Genomic DNA, 22,727 nt, shown 5'->3' with positions numbered 1-22,727 from the left:
TGATTCAGGGCTGGCCCGGGCCGGGCCAGCCCGGGCGGGTGCCGGGGGTGCCGGGGCGGGCCGGTGGGCGGTGCGCCGATGGCTGGCGTGAGTCGTCTGCGTCATCAAGTTCGTAGGCGCTGTGGAGGCAGGTGCGCGCCCGTGGCGCGAGATCCTTGTGGCGCTCTGGAGCTGATGGCGTCAACGACTCAGCTGTTCGCGGCATCGGGGCGCGGGCACGCGGGATGTAACACCCCGTTGACTGTCTGATCGACATATGTCACTGTTCCGATCGCGGTTCGTCGCGTGGACGCTCCCACCGGAGCGCGCCGCCGCGCCATCCCCCCACCCCGCCGCACCCCGCCGACCCCCACGAGGAGTCCACATGAGACACCGCCCGCCGAGTGCAGGCCTCGCGCTCGCCCTGTTCGCCGCAGTGACGGCGACCCTGGCCGGCGCCCCCGCCACCGCCGCGCCGGTGGCCGCCGCCCCCGCGTTGGCCGCTGCCGCACCGGACATCTCGGTGACCAACGTCCAGGCCCACCTGACCCAGCTCAGCAGCATCGCCACCAGCAACGGCGGCACCCGGCGAGCCGGCTCGGCCGGCTACACCGCCTCGGTGAGCTACGTGAAGTCCAAGCTGCAGGCCGCCGGCTACACGGTCACCGAGCAGACCTGCACCAACTGCACCTACCCGGCGAGCAACCTGATCGCCGAGTGGCCGCAGGGACCCGCCGACCAGGTCATCATGTTCGGCGCGCATCTGGACAGCGTCGCCGCCGGCCCGGGCATCAACGACAACGGCTCCGGCTCGGCCACGCTGCTGGAGAACGCCCTGGTGCTGGCGAGTCAGAACCCGACCATGACCAAGCGGGTCCGGTTCGCCTGGTGGAACGGCGAGGAGCAGGGCCTGCAGGGCTCGAAGTTCTATGTCAACTCGCTCAGCGCCACCCAGAAGGGCTACATCAAGGCGTACTACAACTTCGACATGGTCGCCTCGCCCAACGGCGGCTACTTCATCAACAAGGTCACCTCGGCCACGGCAGCGCCGCTGAAGGCGTACTGGGACTCGTTCGGCCTCCAGCCGGAGGAGAACACCGAGGGGGCGGGCCGCTCCGACGACTACTCCTTCGCCAACGCCGGCATCCCCACCTCCGGCTACGCGGCGGGCGCCAGCTACACCAAGACGTCCGCCCAGGCCAGCAAGTGGGGTGGCACCGCCGGGGCGGCGTACGACTCGTGCTACCACAAGTCCTGCGACACCACCGCCAACATCAACGCGACCATCCTCAACCGCGCCGCGGACGGGGTCGCGTACACGATCTGGCAGCTCGCGGTCGGCGGTGGCACCGGCGGCTGCACCGCCGAACAGCTCATCGGCAACAGCAGCTTCGAGTCGGGCACCACGCCGTGGACGGCGACGTCGGGCGTGATCACCAACTCCACGGGTCAGGCGGCCCGGACCGGCTCGTACAAGGCGTGGCTGGACGGGTACGGCACCTCGCACACCGACACGCTGTCCCAGTCGGTGACCCTGCCGGCCGGGTGCGCCAGCTACACCCTGTCGTTCTGGCTGCACATCGACACGGCCGAGACCACCACCACGACGGCGTACGACAAGCTGACCGTCCAGGTGGGCAGCACCACGTTGGCGACGTACTCGAACCTGAACAAGGCCACCGGCTACACGCAGCGCACTTTCAACCTGGCCTCGTACGCCGGGCAGACGGTGACCCTGAAGTGGACCGGCGTGGAGGACACGGCGCTGCAGACCAGCTTCGTCATCGACGACGTGACGCTCCAGGTCGCCTGACCGAGCACGGGCGGGGCGGGCCGGCCGGAAACGGCGACCCGCCCCGCCCGGCTCAGCGGACCGGCAGGCCCTTGCTGCCGGCACCCTTCAACGAGCGGGTCAGCGTCCGGTCCACCCAGAGAAAGCACTGCACCCCGCGGTCACCGTCGTCCCACTGCTCCTTGCCAGGGTGATAGATGATCGTGCCGGCCCGGTACTGCATGTCGCTGTTGTTCGGCACCTTGACGTACGTCGCGATCAACGACCGGCACGCCTTGTGCGTCCGCGCCGAGTCGCGCTGGAACTGCGCGTACGTGAGTTCGGGGAACCGCTGGATCCCGACGAACTCGGCGTGGTGCTTGGCGGTGCAGGGCACCGGCCGCATCTGCTCCACGTCGTCCTTGCTGACCTTCGGGTTGAAGCAGCCGAGGGCCAGCGGGGACCCCGGCGCGAGGGCGTCGCGCAGGCTGGCGGTGCGCGGTGTGACGTTGACCTCGTCCAGGCCGTCCACCTCGAACAGGTCACAACGGAACCAGCGGGCCCCGCCGCTCCAGGCCGGCTCCGACGGGAAGACGACGGCGAGCCCGAGCCGTCCCGAGCGCCAGTCGGCGCCGACTGCCTTGCCGACCTCCCGGTCGCACTCGGCGCGTGCGGCCCGCATCCCGGTCGAGCCGGCGTTCGGCGGAGCGTCCCCGCCGGCGTCGGCGCCGGTCAGCGTGCCCACGTGCAGCGTCTCGGCGCGGTGCGAGGTGGCGCAGTCGATCGGGGCGTAGCCGCTGAGATAGCCGACGTCCTGGATCGTGGCATGACAGACGTCCGCCGCCGGCACGAAAGCCTCGGCGGCCGGGAAGGCAGGCCAGTCGTCGGTCAGGTGCCGGTCCACCCCGGCCGGCAGCACGCCACACCCGGAGAGGGTCAGAGCCGCGCCCACCGCGACCGCCGTCCACCAACGCCGCATCGCCCACCGACCTCCCCGTCGTCGTGGTCGCGTTTCCGTGCACCTCACGCTATGGCGGTGCAGCATACGGCACCGGGGCGGTGCCGCGCTGCGGGCGACCATGGGACGCATTCGTACACTGGCCCGGTGACCGTACCGCCGCCGATCGTCGCGCCCAGCATCCTGGCCGCCGATTTCGCCCACCTCGCCGACGAGGTCCGCGCCGTCGAGCACGCCGCCGACTGGTTGCACGTCGACGTCATGGACAACCATTTCGTGCCGAACCTGACCATCGGGCTGCCGGTGGTGCAGAGCCTGCGGGCGGCGACCGAGTTGCCGTTCGACGTGCACCTCATGATCGAGGATCCGCGCCGCTGGGCCCCCGGGTACGCCGACGCCGGGGCGTACAACGTCACGTTCCACGCCGAGGCGTGTGACGACCCGGCGGCCCTCGCGAAGGACCTCCGCTCGGCCGGGGCGAAGGCGGGGCTGGCGATCGACCGGGACACCCCGATCGAGCCGTACCTGGAGCTGCTGCCCAGCTTCGACACGCTGCTGATCATGACGATCAAGGCCGGCTTCGGCGGGCAGCGGTTCATTCCGCAGCTGTTGGACAAGGTGCGCACCGCCCGGCGGCACGTCGACAGCGGCCACCTGGAGCTGCGGATCGAGGTCGACGGCGGGATCGCCGCCGACACCATCGAGCAGGCCGCCGCGGCGGGTGCCGACGCCTTCGTCGCCGGCACCGCGGTCTACGGCGCCGACGATCCCGCCGAGGCGGTACGTCGCCTGCGGTCCCTGGCGGAACGCGCGACCCCCGGGGCCTGAGGTGGACCCGGCCGGCGAGCGACCCGACATCGTCCTGGTCGTCGACGACGACGAGGACATCGCGCGGTTCGTCGAGTTCAACCTGCGCCTGCACGGTTTCGAGGTGCTGCACGCCGGCGACGGCCAGGAGGCGCTCGAGGTGATCGAGCGGCAGCGGCCCGACCTGGCCGTGGTCGACCTGATGATGCCGCGCATCGACGGCCTGGAGCTGACCCGCCGGCTGCGCGCCAACCCGCTGACCTCGGCGCTGCCGGTGATCATGCTGACCGCCAAGGGCATGACCGTGGACAAGGTCAACGGACTCAGCGCCGGCGCCGACGACTACCTGGTGAAACCCTTCGACACCGCCGAGTTGATCGCCCGGGTCAGCTCCACGCTGCGGCGCAACAAGGAGTTCCGCGAGGTCTCCCCGCTGACCGGGTTGCCCGGCAACAGCCGGATCCGACGCGAGATCAACGACCGGGTACGCGCCGGAACCGACTACGCGGTCGGGTACATCGACATCGACCGGTTCAAGAGCGTCAACGACCGGTACGGCTTCGTCCGGGGCGACGAGTTCATCTCCGCGCTGGCCCGCAGCCTGCACCGGGCGGTGGTGTCGATCGGCCTGCCGCCGGCGTTCCTCGGTCACGTCGGCGGCGACGACTTCGTCATCGTCTGCACCCCGGAGCAGGTCCGCCCGCTGACCTTCCGGGCGGTGGAGGACTTCGAGAAGGCAGCCGACGCCCTCTACGACCCGGTCGACCGGGAGCGCGGCTTCGTCGAGCTGAAGGACCGGCGGGGCAACATCAGGCGGGCCGCCCTGGTCACCCTCTCCATCGGCGTCTCCCTGTCCGACGCCGGCAAGCGCTTCACCGACCCTCTCGAGGCGATCGCCGTCGCGTCCGAGATGAAGACGGTCGCCAAGAGCCAGCCCGGGTCGTACGTCGCGGTCGACCGCCGGCGCGGAGTTACGTGATCGTGCTCTCTTCGCTGTGAGGTAGCTCGCCTCTCTGGCGCGGCCCCCCGCCCGGCGTGTAAGACTCTCGGTATACCCACCACGCGCTGGCGGGGCTCGGTGAAATTCCGAACCGGCGGTGATCCACGGCCCGACCGTGGTAAGCCCGCGACCCGGACGGCTTCGGCCGGACGGTGGACCTGGTGAGAATCCGGGGCCGACGGTTGGGGTGCGGCTCGTCCGTCCCCAGAAAGTCCGGATGGGAGACAGCGCGCGGGACGGGGAGGCCCTGCCGGCCGCTGGCACCGTCAGCCGCCGCGTGGGCTCTCCGGGGTCGGCGACGCCGTCCCCGGTCTCCGCCGCCGCTCGTCTGCGGCACCTGTGTCGCCACCTCCCAGCCTCGCCCGCGCGTACCGGCGAGCGAAAGGGCAGGGCAGGCGATGGCGAGCGGCTCCGTCGACGAGGCGATGCGTCGCGCGATCTCCCTGGCGGCCCGCGGCCTCGGCACCACCAGCCCCAATCCGGTGGTCGGCTGCGTCCTGCTCGACCCGGACGGCCAGGTGGTCGGCGAGGGGTTCCACGCGTACGCGGGCGGGCCGCACGCCGAGATCGTCGCCCTCGCCCAGGCGGGTGAGCGGGCCCGCGGCGGCACGGCCGTGGTCACCCTGGAACCCTGCGACCACACCGGCCGCACCGGCCCCTGCAGCCACGCGTTGATCACCGCCGGGCTCGCCCGGGTGGTGATCGCCGTCGCCGACCCCAACCCGGTCGCCACCGGCGGCGCGGCCACCCTGCGCGCCGCCGGGATCGAGGTCGAGGTCGGGGTACGCGCCGAGGAGGCCGCGGCGGGCAACATCGCCTGGCTCACCTCGGTGCGTCGCGGCTGGCCGTACGTGATCTGGAAGTACGCCGCCACCCTCGACGGGCGTTCCGCCGCGGCCGACGGCACCAGCATGTGGATCACCTCCGAGGCGGCCCGGATCGACGTGCACGCCCTGCGCGGCACGGTCGACGCGGTGATCGCCGGGGTGGGCACCGTGCTCGCCGACGATCCCCGACTCACCGCCCGCAACCTGCGCGACGGCACCCTGGCCATCCGGCAGCCGCTGCGGGTGGTGGTGGACAGCTCGGGGCGTACCCCGGCCGACGCCCGGGTCCGCGACGGCGCCGCCCGGACCTGGATCGCGACCGCCGCCGAGGTCGGCGCCGGCCCGGACGGCCGGGTCGACCTGCCGGCGCTGCTCGCGGAGCTGCACCACCGCGGCGTCCGGGCCGCCCTGCTGGAGGGCGGCCCCCGGCTGGCCGGCGCGTTCCTCGCCGCCGGCCTGGTCGACAAGATCGTCGGGTACGTCGCGCCGAAGCTGCTCGGCGCCGGCCCGACCGCGCTGCTCGACGCCGGCGTGACCACCATCGCCGACGTCATCGACCTGGAACTCACCGACGTCACGCAGATCGGCCCCGACCTGCGGATCACCGCGCTGCCCCGAAAGAGGGAGGCCTGAGATGTTCACCGGCATCGTCGAGGAACTGGGCGAGGTCGTCCGAACCACCCAGACCGGGGGTGACTCGGCGCTGGTCGCCATCCGCGGCCCGCTGGTCACGACCGACGCCCGGCACGGCGACTCCATCGCCGTCAACGGCGTCTGCCTGACCGTGGTCGACGTGGACGGCGACGTGTTCACCGCGGACGTGATGGGGGAGACCCTGCGCCGATCCGCGCTCGGCGCGCTGCGTCCGGGCGCCCCGGTCAACCTGGAGCGGGCCGCCACGCTGGGCAGCCGCCTCGGCGGGCACCTGGTCCAGGGCCACGTCGACGGGGTCGGCGAGATCATCTCCCGGGAACCGGCCGCGCAGTGGGAGACGGTCCGCTTCCGGCTGCCTGCCGCGCTGTCCCGGTACGTGGTGGAGAAGGGCTCGATCACCGTCGACGGTGTTTCGCTGACCGTCGCCGAGGTCGGCGACGACTGGTTCGCCGTCGGGCTGATCCCCACCACCCTCAAGCTCACCACCCTCGGCGCCAAGGGCGTCGGCGACCCGGTCAACCTCGAGGTGGACGTGCTGGCCAAGTACGTCGAGCGACTGCTCGGCGGTTCCGGCGGGCCCGGCGGCGCGGTCGTCCCCGGCGGTGACCTCTGATGGGCCCGCTCGGTTGGCTGCTCGACGCCCAGCTCCAGATCGCCGGCTCGCCGGTGCTGGTCCGGGAGATCGTCGGCAACGTCTTCGGCCTCGGCTCCGCGCTGTTCGGGCTGCGCCGCCTGGTCTGGGCCTGGCCGATCGGCATGATCGGCAACGCGCTGCTGTTCACCGTGTTCCTCGGCGGCGCCTTCGCCACCCCGCAGGCGCACGACCTCTACGGCCAGGCCGGCCGCCAGGTCTTCTTCTTCGCGGTCAGCCTCTACGGCTGGTGGCGCTGGTCGCGCAACCGGCGTGCCGGCGGCGGGAAGGAACCGGCGGTCACTCCGCGCTGGGCCACCGGGCGGGAACGGCTCGGCCTGCTCGCCGCCGCGCTGGTCGGCACCGCCGTCGCGTACCCGGTGCTGGCCGCGCTCGGCTCGTGGGGGCCGCTGCCGGACGCCTGGATCCTGGTCGGCAGCCTGCTCGCCACGTACGGCATGGCCCGCGGCTGGGTGGAGTTCTGGCTGGTCTGGATCGCCGTCGACGCGGTCGGCGTGCCGCTGCTGCTGCGCGGCGGCTTCTACCCGTCGGCCGTCATGTACCTGGTCTACGGCGGGTTCTGCGCCGCCGGCCTGGCCACGTGGTGGCGCACCTCGCGGGCCACCCCGCCCGCCCGTACCCCGATCTACTCGGAGGCCGTCGCATGACCAGCTTTGGATCCATCGAGCAGGCGGTGGCGGACATCGCCGCCGGCCGGCCCGTCGTCGTGGTCGACGACGAGGGCCGGGAGAACGAGGGCGATCTGATCTTCGCGGCCGAGCTGGCCACCCCGGAGCTGCTCGCCTTCATGGTCCGCTACACCTCGGGCTACATCTGCGTGCCGCTCACCGAGAGCGAGTGCGACCGGCTGGACCTGCCGCCGATGCACCACACCAACCAGGACCGGCGGGGCACCGCGTACACGGTGACCGTGGACGCCCGGGAGGGGGTCAGCACCGGCATCTCGGCCGCCGACCGCTCGCACACCATCCGGCTGCTCGCCGATGCGGCCACCGACCCGACCGACCTGGCCCGCCCCGGGCACGTGGTGCCGCTGCGCGCCCGCGCGGGCGGCGTGCTGCGCCGTCCCGGGCACACCGAGGCGGCCGTCGACCTGACCCGGCTGGCCGGGCTGCGCCCGGCCGGGGTGCTCTGCGAGCTGGTCAACGACGACGGCACCATGATGCGCCTGCCGGACCTGGAGAAGTTCTGCGCCGAGCACGGGCTGACCCTGATCACCATTGCCGACCTGATCGCCTACCGGCGGCGTACCGAGAAGCAGGTGAAGCAGGTCGCCGAGGCGCGGATGCCCACCCCGTACGGGCTGTTCCGGGCGCTCGGCTACCGCAGCGAGCACGACACCGCCGAGCACGTCGCGCTGGTCATGGGCGACCTCGGTGACGGGGAGGACGTGCTGGTCCGGGTGCACTCCGAGTGTCTCACCGGCGACGTCTTCGGCTCGCTGCGCTGCGACTGCGGCCCACAGCTGCAGGCCGCCCTGGCGCGGGTGGCCGAGGAGGGGCGCGGCGTGGTGCTCTACGTGCGCGGGCACGAGGGGCGCGGCATCGGGCTGCTGCACAAGCTTCAGGCGTACCAGCTTCAGGACCAGGGCCGGGACACCGTCGACGCGAACCTCGACCTGGGGTTGCCCGCCGACGCGCGGGACTACGGCACCGGCGCGCAGATCCTCTACGACCTGGGCGTGCGTTCGATGCGGCTGCTGACCAACAACCCGGCCAAGCGGGCCGGTCTGGAGGGGTACGGCCTCACGGTGAGCGGCCGCGAGGGGCTGCCCGTCCGGTCGAACCCGGAGAACGTGCGCTACCTGCGGACCAAGCGGGATCGGATGGGCCACCTCCTGGAGGGGCTGGACGAGCTGACCGAAGCGCCGATGGGGCGCCCGGTCGCCGGCGACGAGATCGGAGCGTAGGCATGGCGGGTTTCGGGGAACCAGGCGTCACCTCGGTGGACGCCGCCGGGCTGACCGTGGGCATCGTTGCCGCGCGCTGGCACGGCGACCTCACCGACCACATGGTCGACCGGGCGGTGGCCGCCGCCGAGGCCTGCGGCGCGCGCGCCGTGGTGGCCCGGGTGGCCGGCTCGGTGGAGCTGCCCGTGGTGGCCCAGGCGATGGCCCGCCGGTACGACGTGGTGGTCGCCCTTGGTGTGGTGGTGCGGGGCGCGACGGCCCATTTCGACTACGTCTGCAAGTCGGTGACCGAGGGGCTGACCCGGGTCGCGCTGGACGAGGACACGCCGGTGGCGCACGGGGTGCTCACCGTGGACACCATCGAGCAGGCCCGGGACCGGGCCGGCCTGCCCGGCTCGGCGGAGGACAAGGGCTGGTCGGCCACCGTCGCGGCCCTCGACGCCGCCCTGACCATCCGCGGCCTCGACGCCACCACCGGCCACCGCGTCGGCTTCGCCTGACCGGTCCCTGGCCGCCTGACCGGTCGCTACCCGGCGGCGGCCGGTGCCGGCTCGACCGGCTCGACGGCCGGTGCGGGCTCGATCGGGGTGGTGAGGCGGCGGCCGGTGAGCAGGTAGCCGGCCGCGACCAGCAGCACCACCCCGATCGCCGCGTACAGGAGGCGGTAGTCGACCAGACCGACCAGCAACGCGCCCGCCCCGATCGCCACCGACTGAGGCCCGCTCGCGAGGGCGTCCAGCGCGGCCGAGACCCGGCCGACCAGGTTCGCCGGGGTACGCCGCTGGATCAGCGTCATGACGCCCACCATCGACATCGGCAGCCCGAGCCCGATCAGCACGATGCCGACGAAGGCGAGCATCAGGTTCGGGCGGACCATGGCCAGGGTGCCGACGGCGAGGGCGGCCACGCCGAGCGCCAGGGTGCTGAGCTCCCCGAGCCGGCGTACCAGCGCCGCCGAGCCGATCCCGCCGACCAGGCCGCCGATCCCCTGTACGGAGACCAGTACCCCCAGGAATGCGGGCGGCCGCCCGAGCCCCTGGTCCACGTACGCGAACCAGAGCGTCTCGCCGAACCCCAGCCCGACGGTGGCGACGACAACCGCCACCAGCGCCCGGCGCAGCGCGGGCTCGGCCACCAGGTGCCGGAGCCCGGCGACCAGCGCCCCGCGCCCGCCGGTGGCGGCTGTGCCATCGGTCCCGCTCGGGGTCGTCGCCCCGGTCGGCGCGGCGACCGGGTTTGGGTCGGCCACCGACCCGAACCTGTCAGCCGTGGCCGTAGCCGGGCGCAGGGCCAGGCCGATCGCGGCTGCGACGAGGAAGCCGAGCGCGCAGGCGGCGGCCAGGGCCGGGCCGCCGAGGAGAACGTAGAGGCCGGCGCCGAGCAGCGGGCCGGCGAGCCGCAGCCCCTGCTTGACGGTCTGGGACGCGCCGTTGGCGTCGGGCAGCAGGTCGGCGGGGACCAGCTCCTGCACGAGCGCGGTGACCGTCGCGCCGAGCGCTATGTAGGAGAGCCCGTAGCCGGCGGCGACCGCGTAGACGATCCAGAGCTGGCTGGCGTCGCGCACGGTCAGCAGCGGCAGCAGCAGCGCGGCGGTGATCGCGTTGAGCGCCACGAAGAGGGTCCGGCGGGGTGCCCGGTCGACCACCCAGCCGACCAGCGGCGCGAGCACCATCGGCGCGGTCAGTGCGACGAAGGTGGCGCCGGCCAGCCCGTCGGAGCCGGTCAGCTCCTTGACCCACACGGCTAGCGCGAGCAGCAGGACCGACTCGGCGACCATGCTCACGGTCAGCGCGAGGAAGAACCGCCGGAAGTCCGACCGGCGCAGCAGCTGTTTCATCGTTCCCTGCTTTCTTCCGTGTCGGCGTCGCCCACGACCGTTCCGTCGACCTCGGGCACGCCCCAGGCCATCAGCCGCACCGGCCGCGAACCGGCTGGGCGGGCTGCCGGGTCGTCGAGCCGGTCCAGGTAGCGCCCGAACAGTTCCTGGATCTCTGCCTGCAGTCCACTGAGCTCATCCGCGGTGCACCACGCGATGAACTGGTTGAAGTAGCTGGCGTCCCGCCAGACGGCGGGCTGCTGGCGGCGGGCCGCCATCCAGTCCCAGAGCTTGCGGTACTCAAGGTCGAGCAGGACCCGGGCGGCCGCGTCGCCAGCCTGCGCCAGCTCCGGGCTTTCCTCGCCCTCGCTCCACCGGTGCCCGCCGGTGACCAGCCGCCAGGGCCGCTGCCGGCCGGTGCCGCCGCCGGCCTCGGTGACGAAGCCGTACTTGGCGAGCTGGCGCAGGTGCCAGGAGCAGTTGGCCGGGCTCTCGCCGACCCGCTCGGCCACCTCGGTGGCGGTGAGTGGGCCGTACAGGCCGACCGCGTTGAGAATGCGCAGCCGCAGCGGGTGTGCGAAGGCGCGGAGGGTGGCGACGTCGGTGATCTCGCGAGGCTGCTGATCGGACACACGCCGAGGCTAGTCCTCGAAAGGGTCCTTTCGAAAGCCCTCTTTCCATGAGCCGCAGCAGGCCTGGTCAGAGTCGGCCGGCCTCGATGATCCGGCTCAGGAACTGCCGGGTACGCGGCTGGGTCGGCTCGCCGAGCACCTGCTCCGGCGGCCCGGCCTCCACCACCCGCCCGCCGTCGAGGAAGCAGACCTGGTCGGCGACCTCCCGGGCGAACCCCATCTCGTGGGTGGCCAGCACCATGGTCATCCCGTCGGCCTTCAGGTCGCGGATCAACGTCAGCACCTCGCCCACCAGCTCCGGGTCCAGCGCCGAGGTGACCTCGTCCAGCAGCATCAGGCGGGGCGAGTTGGCCAGCGCCCGCACGATCGCCACCCGCTGCTGCTGCCCGCCGGAGAGCCGGTCCGGATAGGCCTCTGCCTTCTCGCCCAGCCCGACCCGGTCAAGCAACTCCCGAGCCTGGGCCTCGGCCTCCGCCCGGCCCCGCCGGTGCACCCGCTGCGGGGCCAGGGTGATGTTCTCCAACACGGTCAGATGCGGGAAGAGGTTGTACGACTGGAAGACCATGCCGATCCGGCGACGAACCAGGTCCGGGTCGACCCGGGGATCGGAGATGTCCTCCCCGTCCAGCTCGATGGTGCCGTCGTCCAACTCCTCCAGCAGGTTGACGCAGCGCAGCAGGGTCGACTTGCCCGACCCGGACGCGCCGATCAGCGCCACCACCTGATGTTCGTCGACGGTCAGGTCGAGCCCGTCGAGCACCACGTGCCCGGCGAACTCCTTGCGCAGCCCTCGGCAGGTCAGCACGACTATCTCAACCTCCGGACTGGCGTCGGGCCGCGCGCAGCGTCACCCAGTCGGTGACCGCGATCAGCGGGATGGCGAGCAGCACGAACAGCACGCCGGCCACGATGTACGGGGTGAAGTTGAAGTGCTGCGCGGTGGCGATCTGGGCGGCGCGGACCGCGTCGATCGGCCCGGCCAGGGAGACCAGGCCCACGTCCTTCTGCAACGCCACCACGTCGTTGAGCAGCGGCGGGGCCACCCGGCGTACGGCCTGCGGCAGCACCACATGCCGCATGGTCTGCCGGTAGGTCAGCCCGAGCGACCGGGCGGCGGCGAGCTGGCTCGGGTGCACCGACTCGATGCCGGCCCGGAACACCTCCGCCAGGTACCCGCCGTAGGTGAGCACCAGCGCGAGCCCACCGAGGACCAGCACCGGGGGCATGCCCCGCAACCGCAGGCCCGGCACGCCCAGCGTCAGCACGTAGAGCACGATGATCAGCGGCAGGCCGCGGAACGTGTACGTGTAGCCGGCGGCCAGGGCCCGCACCGGGAAGAAGACCGGGCCGCGCAGCGTGCGCAGCAGGGCGATGAGCAGCCCGAGCAGCAGCGCGCCGGCGGCGCAGCAGACCAGCAGTTGGACGTTGAGTTTGAGCCCGTCGAGCACCGCCGGCAGGGCGTCCCGGGCGATCGCCGGGTCCAGAAACGACTCGCGGACCCGCTCCCAGCCGGGTGCGCCGGTGACGGCGAGGACCAGCAGCGTGCCGAGCGCCGCCGTGGAGGAGGCGGCGACCAGCACGCTGCGTATGGTTTGCCGGCGCCGGTACGCGGTCCGCCGTTGCTGCGCGGCCGAGGGGGTGTGATCCAGCGCACTCACGTGAGCTCGGGTGCTCCGGCCGCCTCGGCGAGCCACTTCTGCTGCAACTCCTTGAGCGTGCCGGCCTTGTCGAGCTGGTCGATCGCACCGTTGACGCAGGGGACGAGCGGGGAGTCCTTGTCCAGCAGCAGCCCGAACGTCTCGGGCGCGCCGACCTGCGGCACCTGGCCGACGATGACGGCGCCGGTGAGTTCCGCGCCGGTCATGTAGAAGGCGGTCGGCAGGTCCACCACCAGGCCGTCGAGCTGGCCGTTCTGCAGCGCCTTCTTGGCGTCGTCGTTGTTGTTGAAGACCTGCGGCTTCCGGGTCGGCTTGATCACGTCGGTGATTGCCTGGTAGCTGGTGGTGCCGACCTGGGCGCCGAGGGTCGCGTCCTTCAGGTCGGCCAGTGACTTCTTCCCAGCGATCTTCGAGGACTTGAGCGCGATCACGGTCTGCCGCACCAGGTAGTAGGGCGCGGAGAAGGCAACCGCCTGCTGGCGTTTCTCGGTGACGGAGAACTGGTTGATGTCGAAATCGAAGGTCTTCGGGCCGGGGGCGATGGCGGCGTCGAACTTGACCCGGGTCCAGGTGACGTCCTCGGGCGCGTACCCGAGCTTGTCGGCCACCGCGTACGCGACGGCGGCCTCGTAGCCCTCGCCGTTGTCCGGCTTGTTCTGGCGGAACCACGGCTCGTACGCCGGTTCGTCGGTGGCGATGGTGAGCTTGCCGGCGGTCTGCGTCGGCATGGTGCCCTTCGTGCACGAGGCGGTGGGGTTCGGGGTGGGAGACTGATCGTCCTGAGGTGCGCAGGCGGCGACCGCGACGAGGACGGCGCCGGCCGTGCCGAGCGCGAGGATGCGGGGAGTGTCGGCCATGGCGGACAGCGTAGAGCCCCGAACGGTCGTGATCGATATGTGTCTCACCCGTTGTGGTGAGAACTTGGATCATCTGCCGTCCCGGCCACCGGGCCGACCGGACCCGCCGTACCCGGCGCCGCCGGCAGGCTGGAAGAATCGTCTGCCGTGAAGACGTTCGAGGAGCTGTTCGCCGAGCTGCAGGCCAAGGCCGCCGCCGGCACCCCGGGCTCGGGCACGGTCACCGCGCTCGAGAAGGGGGTGCACTTCATCGGCAAGAAGGTTGTCGAGGAGGCGGCCGAGGCGTGGATGGCCGCCGAGCACGAGGGCCCCGAGCGGGCCGCCGAGGAGATCTCCCAGCTGCTCTACCAGGCCCAGGTGTTGATGCTCGCCACCGGTCTCGAGCTCAAGGACGTCTACCGACATCTGTGAGTGTTCCCGCCCGCTGATCATCCCGATCGATCGAAGGAGCACTCCACCCATGCTGCGTGTCGCCGTACCCAACAAAGGCACCCTGGCCGAGTCGGCCGCCCAGATGCTGCGCGAGGCGGGCTACCGCCAGCGCACCGACCCCAAGGACCTGGTCTGCCGCGACGAGGCCAACGACCTCGAGTTCTTCTACCTGCGGCCCAAGGACATCGCCACCTACGTCGGCTCCGGTGACCTCGATGTCGGCATCACCGGTCGCGACCTGCTGATCGACTCCGGCGCACCGGCCGAGGAGGTGCTCGACCTGAACTTCGGGCGGGCCACGTTCCGGTTCGCGGCCCGCCCGGAGGACGTGGACTCCGTCCAGCAGTTGGGCGGGCACCGGATCGCCACCGCGTACCCGGGTCTGGTCGAGCGGCACCTGGCGGAGCTGGGCGTCAAGGCCGACGTGATCCGCCTGGACGGCGCGGTCGAGAACGCCATCCGCCTCGGCGTGGCCGACGTGGTCGCCGACGTGGTGGAGACCGGCGTCACCCTGCGCCAGGCCGGGCTGGTGGTGTTCGGGGAGCCGCTGCTGCACTCCTCGGCCGTGCTGGTTCGCCGGATCGGCGCCCCCGGCTGCGCGCAGGCCGACCAGTTGCTGCGCCGGCTGCACGGCGTGCTGGTCGCCCGCCGCTACGTGATGCTCGCCTACGACGTGCCAGCCGGGCTGCTCGACCGGGCCAGCTCGCTGACCCCCGGCATCGAGTCGCCGACCGTCTCCCCGCTGCACCGCGAGGGCTGGGTCGCCGTGCAGGCGATGGTCCTGCGCGACGACGTGCACCGGATCATGGACGAGCTCTACGAGCTGGGCGCCCGAGCCATCCTGGTCACCAACATCCACGCCTGCCGGCTGTGAGGCCACTGCCGGCTCCGGCCGCCCTGTCGCTGGTCGTTCTCGGCGGGGTGGCCGCGGCCGTGCAGGGCGTGGTCAACGCCGGCCTGGGGGAGCGGGCCGGCGCCCCGATGCTCGGCGCGGTGGTCAACAACCTCGGCGGCAGCCTTCTCGTCGTGCTCGGGCTGCTCGCCGTGCCCTCGATGCGGAGCGGGTTGGCCGTGCTGCGCCGCGCCGGCCTGCCCTGGTGGGCGTATCTGGGCGGGCTCGGCGGCGCGGCGATTGTGGTGATCGGCGCGTACGTGGTGCCGGTGCTCGGGGTGGCCGTCTTCACCATCGCCCAGGTGGCCGGCGGCAGCCTGGGCGGGCTGGCCGTGGACCGGGCGGGCCTGTCCCCGGCGGGACGGCTGCCGCTCACCGCGCCCCGGGTCGCCGGGGGGCTGCTCGGCATCGTGGCGGTGTCCCTCGCCCAGCTCGGTCGACCGGTCGGTGACCTGGCGCTGGGGCTGGTCCTGCTCGCGGTCGTCGGCGGGCTGGCGGTGGCCCTGCAGTCCGCGCTGAACGGTCGGGTCTCCGCCGCCGGCAGCACCGCGGCCGGGCTCGCGGTCAACTTCGCCGTCGGCACCCCGGTGATCCTGGCGGTCGCGGCCCTGGTCGGGGCGTTCGCAGCCAGCCCCACCTGGCCCGGGCAGTGGTGGTTCTACACCGGCGGCCTGCTCGGGGTCGGCATCGTGCTCACCCTGCTGGTGGGCGTCCGCGCGGCCGGGGTGCTGCGGACCGGCCTTGCCCTGGTCGCCGGGCAGCTCGGCGGGGCCCTGCTGCTGGACGTGGCGCTGCCCGGCGGGGCCGGGGTTCGCTGGCCGGTGCTGGTCGGCGCGGCGCTCACCGGGCTCGCGGTGCTGGTGGCGGGGGTGCGGCGGCGCGTGCCGTTGCGTGTGGCGACGGAACGCGAGCCCGAGCCGGATGGCAGACTGGTCGGGTGAGCGATTCAGTGGTGACCGTGCGGCCGCGCCGGATCCGGCTGGTCTGCTGGGCGTCGGCCGCCGCCGTGCTGCTGGTGTTCAGCCTGGTGGCCACGTCGCTGACCGGGAGCGTCGGCGACGGCTCCGGCACGTTCCAGCGGGGTGACCAGCTCGCCATGATCGGGCTGGGTGTCTTCGCCGCCCTCGGCATCCTGCTCTTCACCCGCCCGCGGGTGGTGGCCGACGCCAAGGGCGTCCGGGTCCGCAACGTGATCGGCTCGCACGAGTTGCCGTGGGAGGTCGTCCGCGGGGTCCGGTTCGACCGGGGTGCCCCGTGGGCCAGCCTGGAGTTGCACGACGACGACCTGCTGCCGATGGTCGCCCTCCAGGCCGCCGACAAGGAACTCGCGGTCGAAGGCGTGCGCGCCCTGCGCCGCCTGCACCAGGCCCACCTGGCCGACCTGGCCGGCGACTCCGCCGCCCACTGACTCAAGATCCGCGCATCTTCGGGGAACCTGCTGCCTCGCCGCGCCGGGAGGCAGCAGGTTCGGGGAATCTGCGCGGATCTTGCAAACCGTCATCCGCGCGGTATGACGCGGCGGGGCGGGTTGGGGGTTGGTGGGGTGGGGGTGTAGTGTTGGTGAGTCGACCAGACTGCTCCCGTCGCTGACGTGTGGGTGGTCCTGAAGCGGAGCGCCTGCTCCCACCCGAGTCGCCACGAAGGCGGCCGGGTCCGGTCCCCGGTTCCGGGCACGTCCCGGTTCCGGATGCGCGATCATGTGATCGTGCCGACCGGTCGAGCGGGCCCTGGCATGCGCCGGGGCCCTCTGCTTTCCGGGTCGGCTCCCGCCCTGGGAGCCTATGGAGTCGGCATCATAGGAGACTCGACTCGAGGAGGCCCCATCAGCGTCGAACCACGCGTGAACGAGCAGATCCGGGCACGTGAGGTCCGACTGGTCGGCCCTGAGGGTGAGCAGGTGGGCATCGTCCCGCTGGAGCGCGCCCTGCAGCTGGCCGCGGACGTCGACCTGGACCTGGTCGAGGTTGCGCCGATGGCGCGCCCGCCGGTGTGCAAGCTCATGGACTTCGGCAAGTTCAAGTACGAGAGCGCACTGAAGGCGCGCGAAGCGCGGCGTAACCAGCAGCAGACCGTCATCAAGGAGATGAAGCTCCGGCCGAAGATCGACCCGCACGACTACGAGACCAAGAAGGGTCACGTGGTGCGGTTCCTCAAGGCCGGCGACAAGGTCAAGGTGACGATCATGTTCCGCGGTCGCGAGCAGAGCCGCCCGGAGCTGGGTTACCGGCTCCTGCGCCGGCTCGAGTCCGAGATCACGGACCTGGGATACGTCGAGGCCGCGCCGAAGCAGGACGGCCGAAACATGATCATGGTTCTCGCTCCGCACCGGGCCGTCAAGGCCTCCGCGGTCGCCGCGACGGCGTCCCGTGGCGGGCCCCGGGACCGGGCCGCGGAGGAGTCCGCCGCTCCGGCAGCCGGTGAGACCGCGGAGACCGGTGAGACCGCAGCAGCCGGCGAGACCGCAGCAGCCGGCGAGACCGGCGCAGTCGCCGAGAACACCGGCGAGTAACAGGGGAGAAGACGTTCCAATGCCGAAGATGAAGAGCCACACGGGTATGGGCAAGCGGGTCAAGGTGACCGGCAAGGGCAAGATCGTTGCCCAGCAGGCCGGCCTTCGCCACAACCTGGAGAAGAAGCCCTCCACCCAGACCCGGCGGCTGACCGGCACGGTCGAGCTGGCCAAGGCTGACGTCAAGCGAATCAAGAAGCTGCTCGGCCGCTGACGCGCGCCACCTGAACCGAAGAAGGAGTTGAGATGGCACGCGTCAAGCGGGCTGTTAACGCCCAGAAGAAGCGTCGTACCCTGCTGGAGACCGCGAGCGGCTACCGCGGTCAGCGCTCCCGCCTCTACCGCAAGGCCAAGGAGCAGGTGCTGCACTCGATGCAGTACGCCTACCGGGACCGTCGCGACCGCAAGGGTGACTTCCGGCAGCTCTGGATCCAGCGGATCAACGCCGGCGCCCGGGCCAACGGCCTGACCTACAACCGGCTGATCCAGGGCCTGCGTCTGGCCGGCATCGAGGTCGACCGCAAGATCCTGGCCGACATGGCCGTCAACGACGCCGCGTCGTTCGCCGCGCTCGTCGAGTTGGCCCGTGCCGCCGTGGCGGCCGAGGGCACCGGTGGCGCCGCGGCCCAGGCCGCCTGATCCACCCGAAGCAGCAGATCGAGGCGTCTCCCATGCCATCACCATCGCGCGGGGGGCGCCTCGACGCTGTCTCCGGCCCGTTCACTCCGCGTACCCCCAGGGTTGTCGCGGCTCGTCGGCTGCACCGCCGCCGCGACCGTGACGCCACCGGCCGGTTTCTGGCCGAGGGGCCGCAGGCCGTCCGCGAGGCCCTGGCCCGCGTCGGCACCGTCGTCGAACTCTTCGGTACGCCGGCCGCGCTGGACCGGTACGCCGACCTCGCCGCCGAGGCCGCCCGGGCCGACGTGCCCGTCTCCGAGGTCACCGACGAGGCGCTGGCGGCGCTCGCCGAGACCGTCGCCCCGCAGGGCCTGATCGCTGTCTGCCGGCACCTGGACGTGCCGCTGGAGCAGGCCCTCGCGCGCGAGCCGCGGCTGGTCGCGGTGCTCGCCGAGATCCGCGACCCGGGCAACGCCGGCACGGTGCTGCGCACCGCCGACGCGGCCGGGGCCGGCGCGGTGATCTTCGCCGGTGACGCGGTCGACCCGTACAACGGCAAGTGCGTGCGGTCCTCCGCCGGCAGCCTGTTCCACGTCGATGTGGTCCGCGCTCCCGACCCGGTCGCCGTTGTTGACGCGCTGCGGGCTGGCGGCCTCACGGTCCTCGCCACCACCGGGTACGGCGACAGCGACCTCGACGATCTCGCCGACGCCGGTCGGCTGGCCGCCCCGACCGCCTGGCTCTTCGGCTCCGAGGCGCACGGCCTGCCCGAGGCGCTGACCGCCGCGGCCGACGCCCGGGTCCGGGTGCCGCTGCACGGGCGTGCCGAGAGCCTGAACCTGGCTGCGGCCGCGGCCGTCTGCCTGTACGCTTCAGCGAGAGCACTGCGCCGTCCGTAGGATCCGCGCGGTCACACAGCAGGGGAGTAGTTCGGATGATGAACGCGCCTTGGCGTTCGTTTAGCCAGCCCGCCGGTGTCGGCGGGCGGCGGGCCTGACCTTCCCCCTGCACATCTCCCTACCGGCGGGCTGCGGCGAAGCCGCGCGTCCGTAGACTCGCCTAGCCGCCTGTGAGGGCCGGCGCCGCCGTGAGGGAGTGCCCGTTCCATGAGCTACCGCAACGATCCGTACGACCCGAAGCAGGTCGCCCTGCTCGACCCGGACGCCCTGGCCGAGGCCGTGGCCGAGGCCGAGAAGGGGTTCGCCGACGCCGCCGATCCGGACGCGCTGCACGCGCTGCGCCCCGCGCACCTGGGTGACCGGGCCCCGGTCTCGCTGGCCCGCCGGGAGATCGGCGCGCTGCCGCCGGCCGCCAAGTCCGACGCCGGCAAGCGGGTCAACGAGGCCCGCCGCGCCATCGAGACCGCGTACGCCGCCCGCCTGGAGGTTCTGGAGCGGGAGCAGGCCGAGCGGGTGCTGGTCGAGGAGCGGGTCGACGTGACCCTGCCGTACGACCGGCGGCCGCGCGGCGCCCGCCACCCGCTCAGCACGCTGATGGAGCAGATCAGCGACCTGTTCATCGGGATGGGCTACGAGATCGCCGAGGGCCCCGAGGTCGAGTTGGAGTGGACCAACTTCGACGCGTTGAACATCCCCGCCGACCACCCGGCGCGCGGGCTGATGGACACCTTCCACATCGCCCCCGAGGGCTCGGGCCTTGTTCTGCGCACCCACACCTCGCCGGTGCAGGCGCGCACCATGCTCACCCGCAAGCCGCCGATCTACGTGGTGGTGCCCGGCCGGGTCTATCGCACCGACGAGCTGGACGCCACCCACGCGCCGGTCTTCCACCAGGTCGAGGGCCTGGTGGTGGACAAGGGCATCACCATGGCGCACCTGCGCGGCACGCTGGACCACTTCGCCCGGGCCATGTTCGGTGAGGGCGCGAAGACCCGGTTCCGGCCGCACTACTTCCCGTTCACCGAGCCGTCGGCCGAGTTCGACATCTGGTTCCCGGAGCACCGGGCCGGGCCCCGGTGGGTCGAGTGGGGTGGCTGCGGCATGGTCAACCCGCGGGTGCTGCGCGCCTGCGGCATCGACCCGGAGGTCTACTCCGGGTTCGCCTTCGGCATGGGCATCGACCGGACGGTGATGTTCCGCCACGGGGTCAGCGACATGCGGGACCTGGTCGAGGGCGACGTGCGGTTCACCCGCGCGTTCGGGGTCTGAACGGCGCCACGAGCTAACGGAGACGGTGGTCAATAGTCATGCGAGTTTCTGTCAGTTGGCTGCGGGAGTACGTCGACCTCCCCGCTGACCTGTCCGCCGGCGACCTGGAGCGGGCGCTGGTTGACCTCGGCATCGAGGTCGAGTCCATCGAGGACCTGCGGGAGTCGGTCACCGGTCCGCTGGTGGTCGGTGAGGTTCTGGAGATCGAGGAGCTGACCGGCTTCAAGAAGCCCATCCGGTTCTGCCGGGTCGACGTCGGCGCCGCCAACGGCACCGGTGAGCCGCAGGAGATCGTCTGCGGGGCGCGCAACTTCGCCCAGGGCGACCGGGTGGTGGTGATCCTCCCCGGCGGCGTGCTGCCCGGCAATTTCGCCATCGGCGCGCGCAAGACGTACGGGCGCAACTCCAACGGCATGATCTGCTCGGCGAAGGAGCTGGGCCTGGGCGACGACCACTCGGGCATCATCGTGCTGCCCGAGGACAGCAAGGCCCAGCCCGGCGAGGACGCCCGCCCGGTGGTCGGCCTCGACGACGTGGTGGTCGATTTGGAGATCACCCCCGATCGGGGGTACGCGCTGAGCGTGCGGGGCATCGCCCGCGAACTGTCGCACGCCCTCGGTGTGCCGTTCCACGACCCGGCCGCGATCCCGGCCCCCGGCGCCACCGCCGAGCCGGCGTACCCGGTCGAGGTGCGGGACACCGTCGGCTGCGACCGGTTCGCCGCCCGGATGGTGCGCGGCGTCGACCCGACCGCGCAGACGCCCGGCTGGATGTCCCAGCGGCTCACCGTGGCCGGCATCCGCAGCATCTCGCTGCCGGTCGACATCACCAACTACCTGATGCTCGAACTCGGCCAGCCGATGCACGCGTTCGACGCCGACCGGATCCGTGGGCCGTTGGTGGTCCGCCGCGCCGAGCCGGGGGAGAAGCTGACCACCCTGGACGGGGTGAGCCGGACGCTGGTCGCCGAGGACATGGTGATCTGCGACGACACCGGGCCTATCTCGCTGGCTGCGGTGATGGGTGGCGAGACCAGCGAGGTGATCGCCTCCACCACGGACGTGCTGTTCGAGGCCGCGCACTGGGACCCGGCCATGGTGGGCCGCACCGCCCGCCGGCACAAGCTGTTCAGCGAGGCGGCCAAGCGCTGGGAGCGGGGCGTCGACCCGGCCCTGCCGCTGGTCGCGTTGGAGAAGGCGGTCCGGCTGCTCACCGAGCACGCCGGGGGCACGGTCGGCGGGGAGATCCTCGACCTCGACCACGTACGGCCGCGTACCCCGGTGGCCCTGCCGGCGGACCTGCCGTCGCGTCGGGTCGGTGTGGCGTACGCCCCGGAGCGGGTGGTCGAGTTGCTGGAGGAGGTCGGCTGCACCGTCGAGCGGGGCGCCGACCGGCTCGGCGAGGACCCGGGCGAGGTCGGGGTGGCCGCCGCCGCCAGCGTCGAGGTGCTCACGGTGATCCCGCCGAGCTGGCGGCCCGACCTCACCGACCCGGCTGATCTGGTCGAGGAGGTGGTCCGCCTCGACGGGTACGACCGGCTGCCGTCGGTGCTGCCCACCGCGCCGCCCGGCCGTGGCCTCACCTGGCAGCAGCAGCGCCGCCGGGCGGTCGCCCGGTCGCTTGCCGAGCGCGGCTACGTCGAGGTCCTCGCGCACCCGTTCGTCTCGGTCGAGTTGGCCGACCAGCTCGGCCTGCCGGCCGACGACCCGCGTCGCCCGGCGGTGCGGGTGGCGAACCCGCTGTCCGAGGAGGAGCCGCTGCTGCGCACCACGCTGCTCGGCCCGCTGCTCGGCAGCCTCAAGCGCAACATCGGCCGGGGTCAGCGCGACGTGGCGGTCTACGAGATCGGGGCGGTGTTCCACCCGCGTCCCGGCGCCGGCACGCCGCCGGCCATGGGCGTGGACCGCCGTCCCACCGACGAGGAGTTCGCCGCCGCCGACGCGGTGGTGCCGGACCAGCCCCGGCACGTCGCCGTGGCGCTGGCCGGTGACATCGAGCCGACCGGATGGTGGGGTGCCGGCCGGGCGGCCGGCTGGGCGGACGCCGTGGAGGCCGGCCGGGCCGTCCTCGCCGCCGCCGGCCTGCCGGCCGACCGGGTCACCGTCCGGGCCGCCGAGCGCGCCCCCTGGCACCCCGGTCGCTGCGCCGAGCTGCTCGTGGACGGCACCGTGGTCGGCTACGCGGGCGAGCTGCACCCGGCCGTGGTGGCCACGCTGGAGCTGCCCCGTCGCACCTGTGCCATGGAGCTGAACCTGGACGCGCTGCCTCCGGCCCCGATGGTGGCCGGCCCGGCCGTCTCCACCTTCCCGCCCGCGTTGATCGACGTGGCGCTGGTGCTGGACGAGTCGGTGCCCGCCGCGGAGGTCGAACGGGCCCTGGTCGAGGGGGCCGGCGACCTGCTGGAGGACGTGCGGCTCTTCGACGTGTACGCCGCCGAGCAGCTCGGCGCGGGCCGCCGGTCGCTGGCGTACAAGCTGACGTTCCGGGCGCCGGACCGGACGCTGGCCGGCGAGGAGGCGGTGGCGGCCCGCGACGCGGCGGTCGCCGAGGCCGGGCGCCGCTTCGGCGCCACCCTGCGCGGCGCCTGA

General features: G+C 72.6%; 24 protein-coding genes and 1 riboswitch. Of the genes, 18 read left to right on the top strand and 6 right to left on the bottom strand.

Features of this window, described 5'->3' with window-relative positions; all coding sequences use genetic code 11:
- Window positions 1–364 precede the first annotated feature (364 nt).
- Complete coding sequence (locus tag ABZ671_RS12380) at window positions 365–1,792, top strand: M28 family peptidase (RefSeq protein ID WP_357855591.1); 1,428 nt, start codon at window positions 365–367, stop codon at window positions 1,790–1,792.
- 52 nt (window positions 1,793–1,844) lie between these two features.
- Here the strand turns inward: ABZ671_RS12380 and ABZ671_RS12375 are convergent, their stop codons facing one another.
- Window positions 1,845–2,729, bottom strand: a complete 885-nt coding sequence (locus tag ABZ671_RS12375) for a septum formation family protein (protein ID WP_357855588.1) — start codon at window positions 2,727–2,729, stop codon at window positions 1,845–1,847.
- Between the two features lie 126 nt (window positions 2,730–2,855).
- Here ABZ671_RS12375 and rpe point away from each other — a divergent pair, with 126 nt between their 5' ends.
- The 7 genes from rpe to ribH all read left to right on the top strand — a co-directional run bounded on the left by rpe (window position 2,856) and on the right by ribH (window position 9,057).
- The gene (rpe, locus tag ABZ671_RS12370; protein WP_357855585.1) at window positions 2,856–3,536 is read left to right on the top strand and encodes a ribulose-phosphate 3-epimerase; all 681 of its coding nucleotides are present in this window, start codon (window positions 2,856–2,858) and stop codon (window positions 3,534–3,536) included.
- A gap of 1 nt (window position 3,537) precedes the next feature.
- Window positions 3,538–4,494, top strand: a complete 957-nt coding sequence (locus ABZ671_RS12365) for a response regulator (protein ID WP_357855582.1) — start codon at window positions 3,538–3,540, stop codon at window positions 4,492–4,494.
- Window positions 4,495–4,575: 81 nt separating this feature from the next.
- A riboswitch (FMN riboswitch) is annotated at window positions 4,576–4,748 on the top strand.
- Between the two features lie 165 nt (window positions 4,749–4,913).
- On the top strand, window positions 4,914–5,975 hold the full coding sequence (gene ribD / locus ABZ671_RS12360) for a bifunctional diaminohydroxyphosphoribosylaminopyrimidine deaminase/5-amino-6-(5-phosphoribosylamino)uracil reductase RibD (protein ID WP_357855579.1): 1,062 nt from the start codon (window positions 4,914–4,916) through the stop codon (window positions 5,973–5,975).
- 1 nt (window position 5,976) lies between these two features.
- On the top strand, window positions 5,977–6,609 hold the full coding sequence (locus ABZ671_RS12355; RefSeq protein WP_357855576.1) for a riboflavin synthase: 633 nt from the start codon (window positions 5,977–5,979) through the stop codon (window positions 6,607–6,609).
- A complete protein-coding gene (gene pnuC, locus ABZ671_RS12350; protein ID WP_357855573.1) occupies window positions 6,609–7,295 on the top strand; it encodes a nicotinamide riboside transporter PnuC in 687 nt (228 codons plus the stop codon). Before ABZ671_RS12355 ends, pnuC begins: the two co-directional genes overlap by 1 nt.
- Window positions 7,292–8,557 carry a bifunctional 3,4-dihydroxy-2-butanone-4-phosphate synthase/GTP cyclohydrolase II gene (locus tag ABZ671_RS12345; protein ID WP_357855570.1) on the top strand — a complete coding sequence of 422 codons (1,266 nt, stop codon included), beginning with the start codon at window positions 7,292–7,294 and terminating at the stop codon, window positions 8,555–8,557. Before pnuC ends, ABZ671_RS12345 begins: the two co-directional genes overlap by 4 nt.
- 2 nt (window positions 8,558–8,559) lie before the next feature.
- A complete protein-coding gene (ribH, locus tag ABZ671_RS12340) occupies window positions 8,560–9,057 on the top strand; it encodes a 6,7-dimethyl-8-ribityllumazine synthase (protein ID WP_357855566.1) in 498 nt (165 codons plus the stop codon).
- A 26-nt stretch (window positions 9,058–9,083) separates the two neighbouring features.
- On the opposite strand, the gene ABZ671_RS12335 is transcribed toward ribH, so the two are convergent.
- From ABZ671_RS12335 to ABZ671_RS12315, 5 genes are all read right to left on the bottom strand, one after another.
- A complete protein-coding gene (locus ABZ671_RS12335) occupies window positions 9,084–10,394 on the bottom strand; it encodes an MFS transporter (RefSeq protein ID WP_357855563.1) in 1,311 nt (436 codons plus the stop codon).
- Complete coding sequence (locus ABZ671_RS12330; RefSeq protein ID WP_357855560.1) at window positions 10,391–11,005, bottom strand: helix-turn-helix domain-containing protein; 615 nt, start codon at window positions 11,003–11,005, stop codon at window positions 10,391–10,393. Before ABZ671_RS12330 ends, ABZ671_RS12335 begins: the two co-directional genes overlap by 4 nt.
- Window positions 11,006–11,072: 67 nt before the next feature.
- A complete protein-coding gene (locus ABZ671_RS12325; protein WP_357855765.1) occupies window positions 11,073–11,816 on the bottom strand; it encodes an amino acid ABC transporter ATP-binding protein in 744 nt (247 codons plus the stop codon).
- Between the two features lies 1 nt (window position 11,817).
- On the bottom strand, window positions 11,818–12,663 hold the full coding sequence (locus ABZ671_RS12320) for an amino acid ABC transporter permease (protein WP_357855558.1): 846 nt from the start codon (window positions 12,661–12,663) through the stop codon (window positions 11,818–11,820).
- Window positions 12,660–13,520 (bottom strand): transporter substrate-binding domain-containing protein, encoded by an 861-nt coding sequence (locus ABZ671_RS12315; protein WP_357855556.1) that lies wholly within the window; start codon window positions 13,518–13,520, stop codon window positions 12,660–12,662. The genes ABZ671_RS12320 and ABZ671_RS12315 overlap by 4 nt, the downstream gene beginning before the upstream one ends.
- Window positions 13,521–13,649: 129 nt before the next feature.
- On the opposite strand from ABZ671_RS12315, the gene ABZ671_RS12310 reads away from it, so the two are divergent.
- The 10 genes from ABZ671_RS12310 (at window position 13,650) to pheT (ending at window position 22,727) form a co-directional block, all read left to right on the top strand.
- The gene (locus ABZ671_RS12310) at window positions 13,650–13,931 is read left to right on the top strand and encodes a phosphoribosyl-ATP diphosphatase (protein WP_357855762.1); all 282 of its coding nucleotides are present in this window, start codon (window positions 13,650–13,652) and stop codon (window positions 13,929–13,931) included.
- 49 nt (window positions 13,932–13,980) lie between these two features.
- Window positions 13,981–14,826 carry an ATP phosphoribosyltransferase gene (gene hisG, locus ABZ671_RS12305; protein WP_357855553.1) on the top strand — a complete coding sequence of 282 codons (846 nt, stop codon included), beginning with the start codon at window positions 13,981–13,983 and terminating at the stop codon, window positions 14,824–14,826.
- Window positions 14,823–15,785 carry a DMT family transporter gene (locus tag ABZ671_RS12300; protein WP_357855550.1) on the top strand — a complete coding sequence of 321 codons (963 nt, stop codon included), beginning with the start codon at window positions 14,823–14,825 and terminating at the stop codon, window positions 15,783–15,785. Before hisG ends, ABZ671_RS12300 begins: the two co-directional genes overlap by 4 nt.
- A complete protein-coding gene (locus tag ABZ671_RS12295) occupies window positions 15,782–16,252 on the top strand; it encodes a PH domain-containing protein (protein WP_357855547.1) in 471 nt (156 codons plus the stop codon). The genes ABZ671_RS12300 and ABZ671_RS12295 overlap by 4 nt, the downstream gene beginning before the upstream one ends.
- Before the next feature lie 432 nt (window positions 16,253–16,684).
- The gene (infC, locus tag ABZ671_RS12290) at window positions 16,685–17,353 is read left to right on the top strand and encodes a translation initiation factor IF-3 (protein ID WP_357855544.1); all 669 of its coding nucleotides are present in this window, start codon (window positions 16,685–16,687) and stop codon (window positions 17,351–17,353) included.
- Between the two features lie 19 nt (window positions 17,354–17,372).
- Window positions 17,373–17,567: a 50S ribosomal protein L35 gene (gene rpmI / locus ABZ671_RS12285; protein WP_026267805.1), complete on the top strand. Its 195-nt coding sequence runs from the start codon at window positions 17,373–17,375 to the stop codon at window positions 17,565–17,567.
- Window positions 17,568–17,599: 32 nt separating this feature from the next.
- Entirely contained in the window at window positions 17,600–17,992 is a 393-nt protein-coding gene (gene rplT / locus ABZ671_RS12280) for a 50S ribosomal protein L20 (protein WP_357855541.1), read from the top strand.
- 32 nt (window positions 17,993–18,024) lie between these two features.
- Entirely contained in the window at window positions 18,025–18,870 is an 846-nt protein-coding gene (locus tag ABZ671_RS12275; protein ID WP_357855538.1) for an RNA methyltransferase, read from the top strand.
- A 207-nt stretch (window positions 18,871–19,077) separates the two neighbouring features.
- Window positions 19,078–20,139 (top strand): phenylalanine--tRNA ligase subunit alpha, encoded by a 1,062-nt coding sequence (pheS, locus tag ABZ671_RS12270; protein ID WP_357855535.1) that lies wholly within the window; start codon window positions 19,078–19,080, stop codon window positions 20,137–20,139.
- A 38-nt stretch (window positions 20,140–20,177) separates the two neighbouring features.
- Window positions 20,178–22,727 (top strand): phenylalanine--tRNA ligase subunit beta, encoded by a 2,550-nt coding sequence (pheT, locus tag ABZ671_RS12265; RefSeq protein ID WP_357855532.1) that lies wholly within the window; start codon window positions 20,178–20,180, stop codon window positions 22,725–22,727.

The organism is Micromonospora sp. NPDC006766 (assembly GCF_040636055.1).
GTDB lineage: Bacteria > Actinomycetota > Actinomycetes > Mycobacteriales > Micromonosporaceae > Micromonospora.
This window is presented reverse-complemented; position numbering and strand designations above follow the sequence as displayed.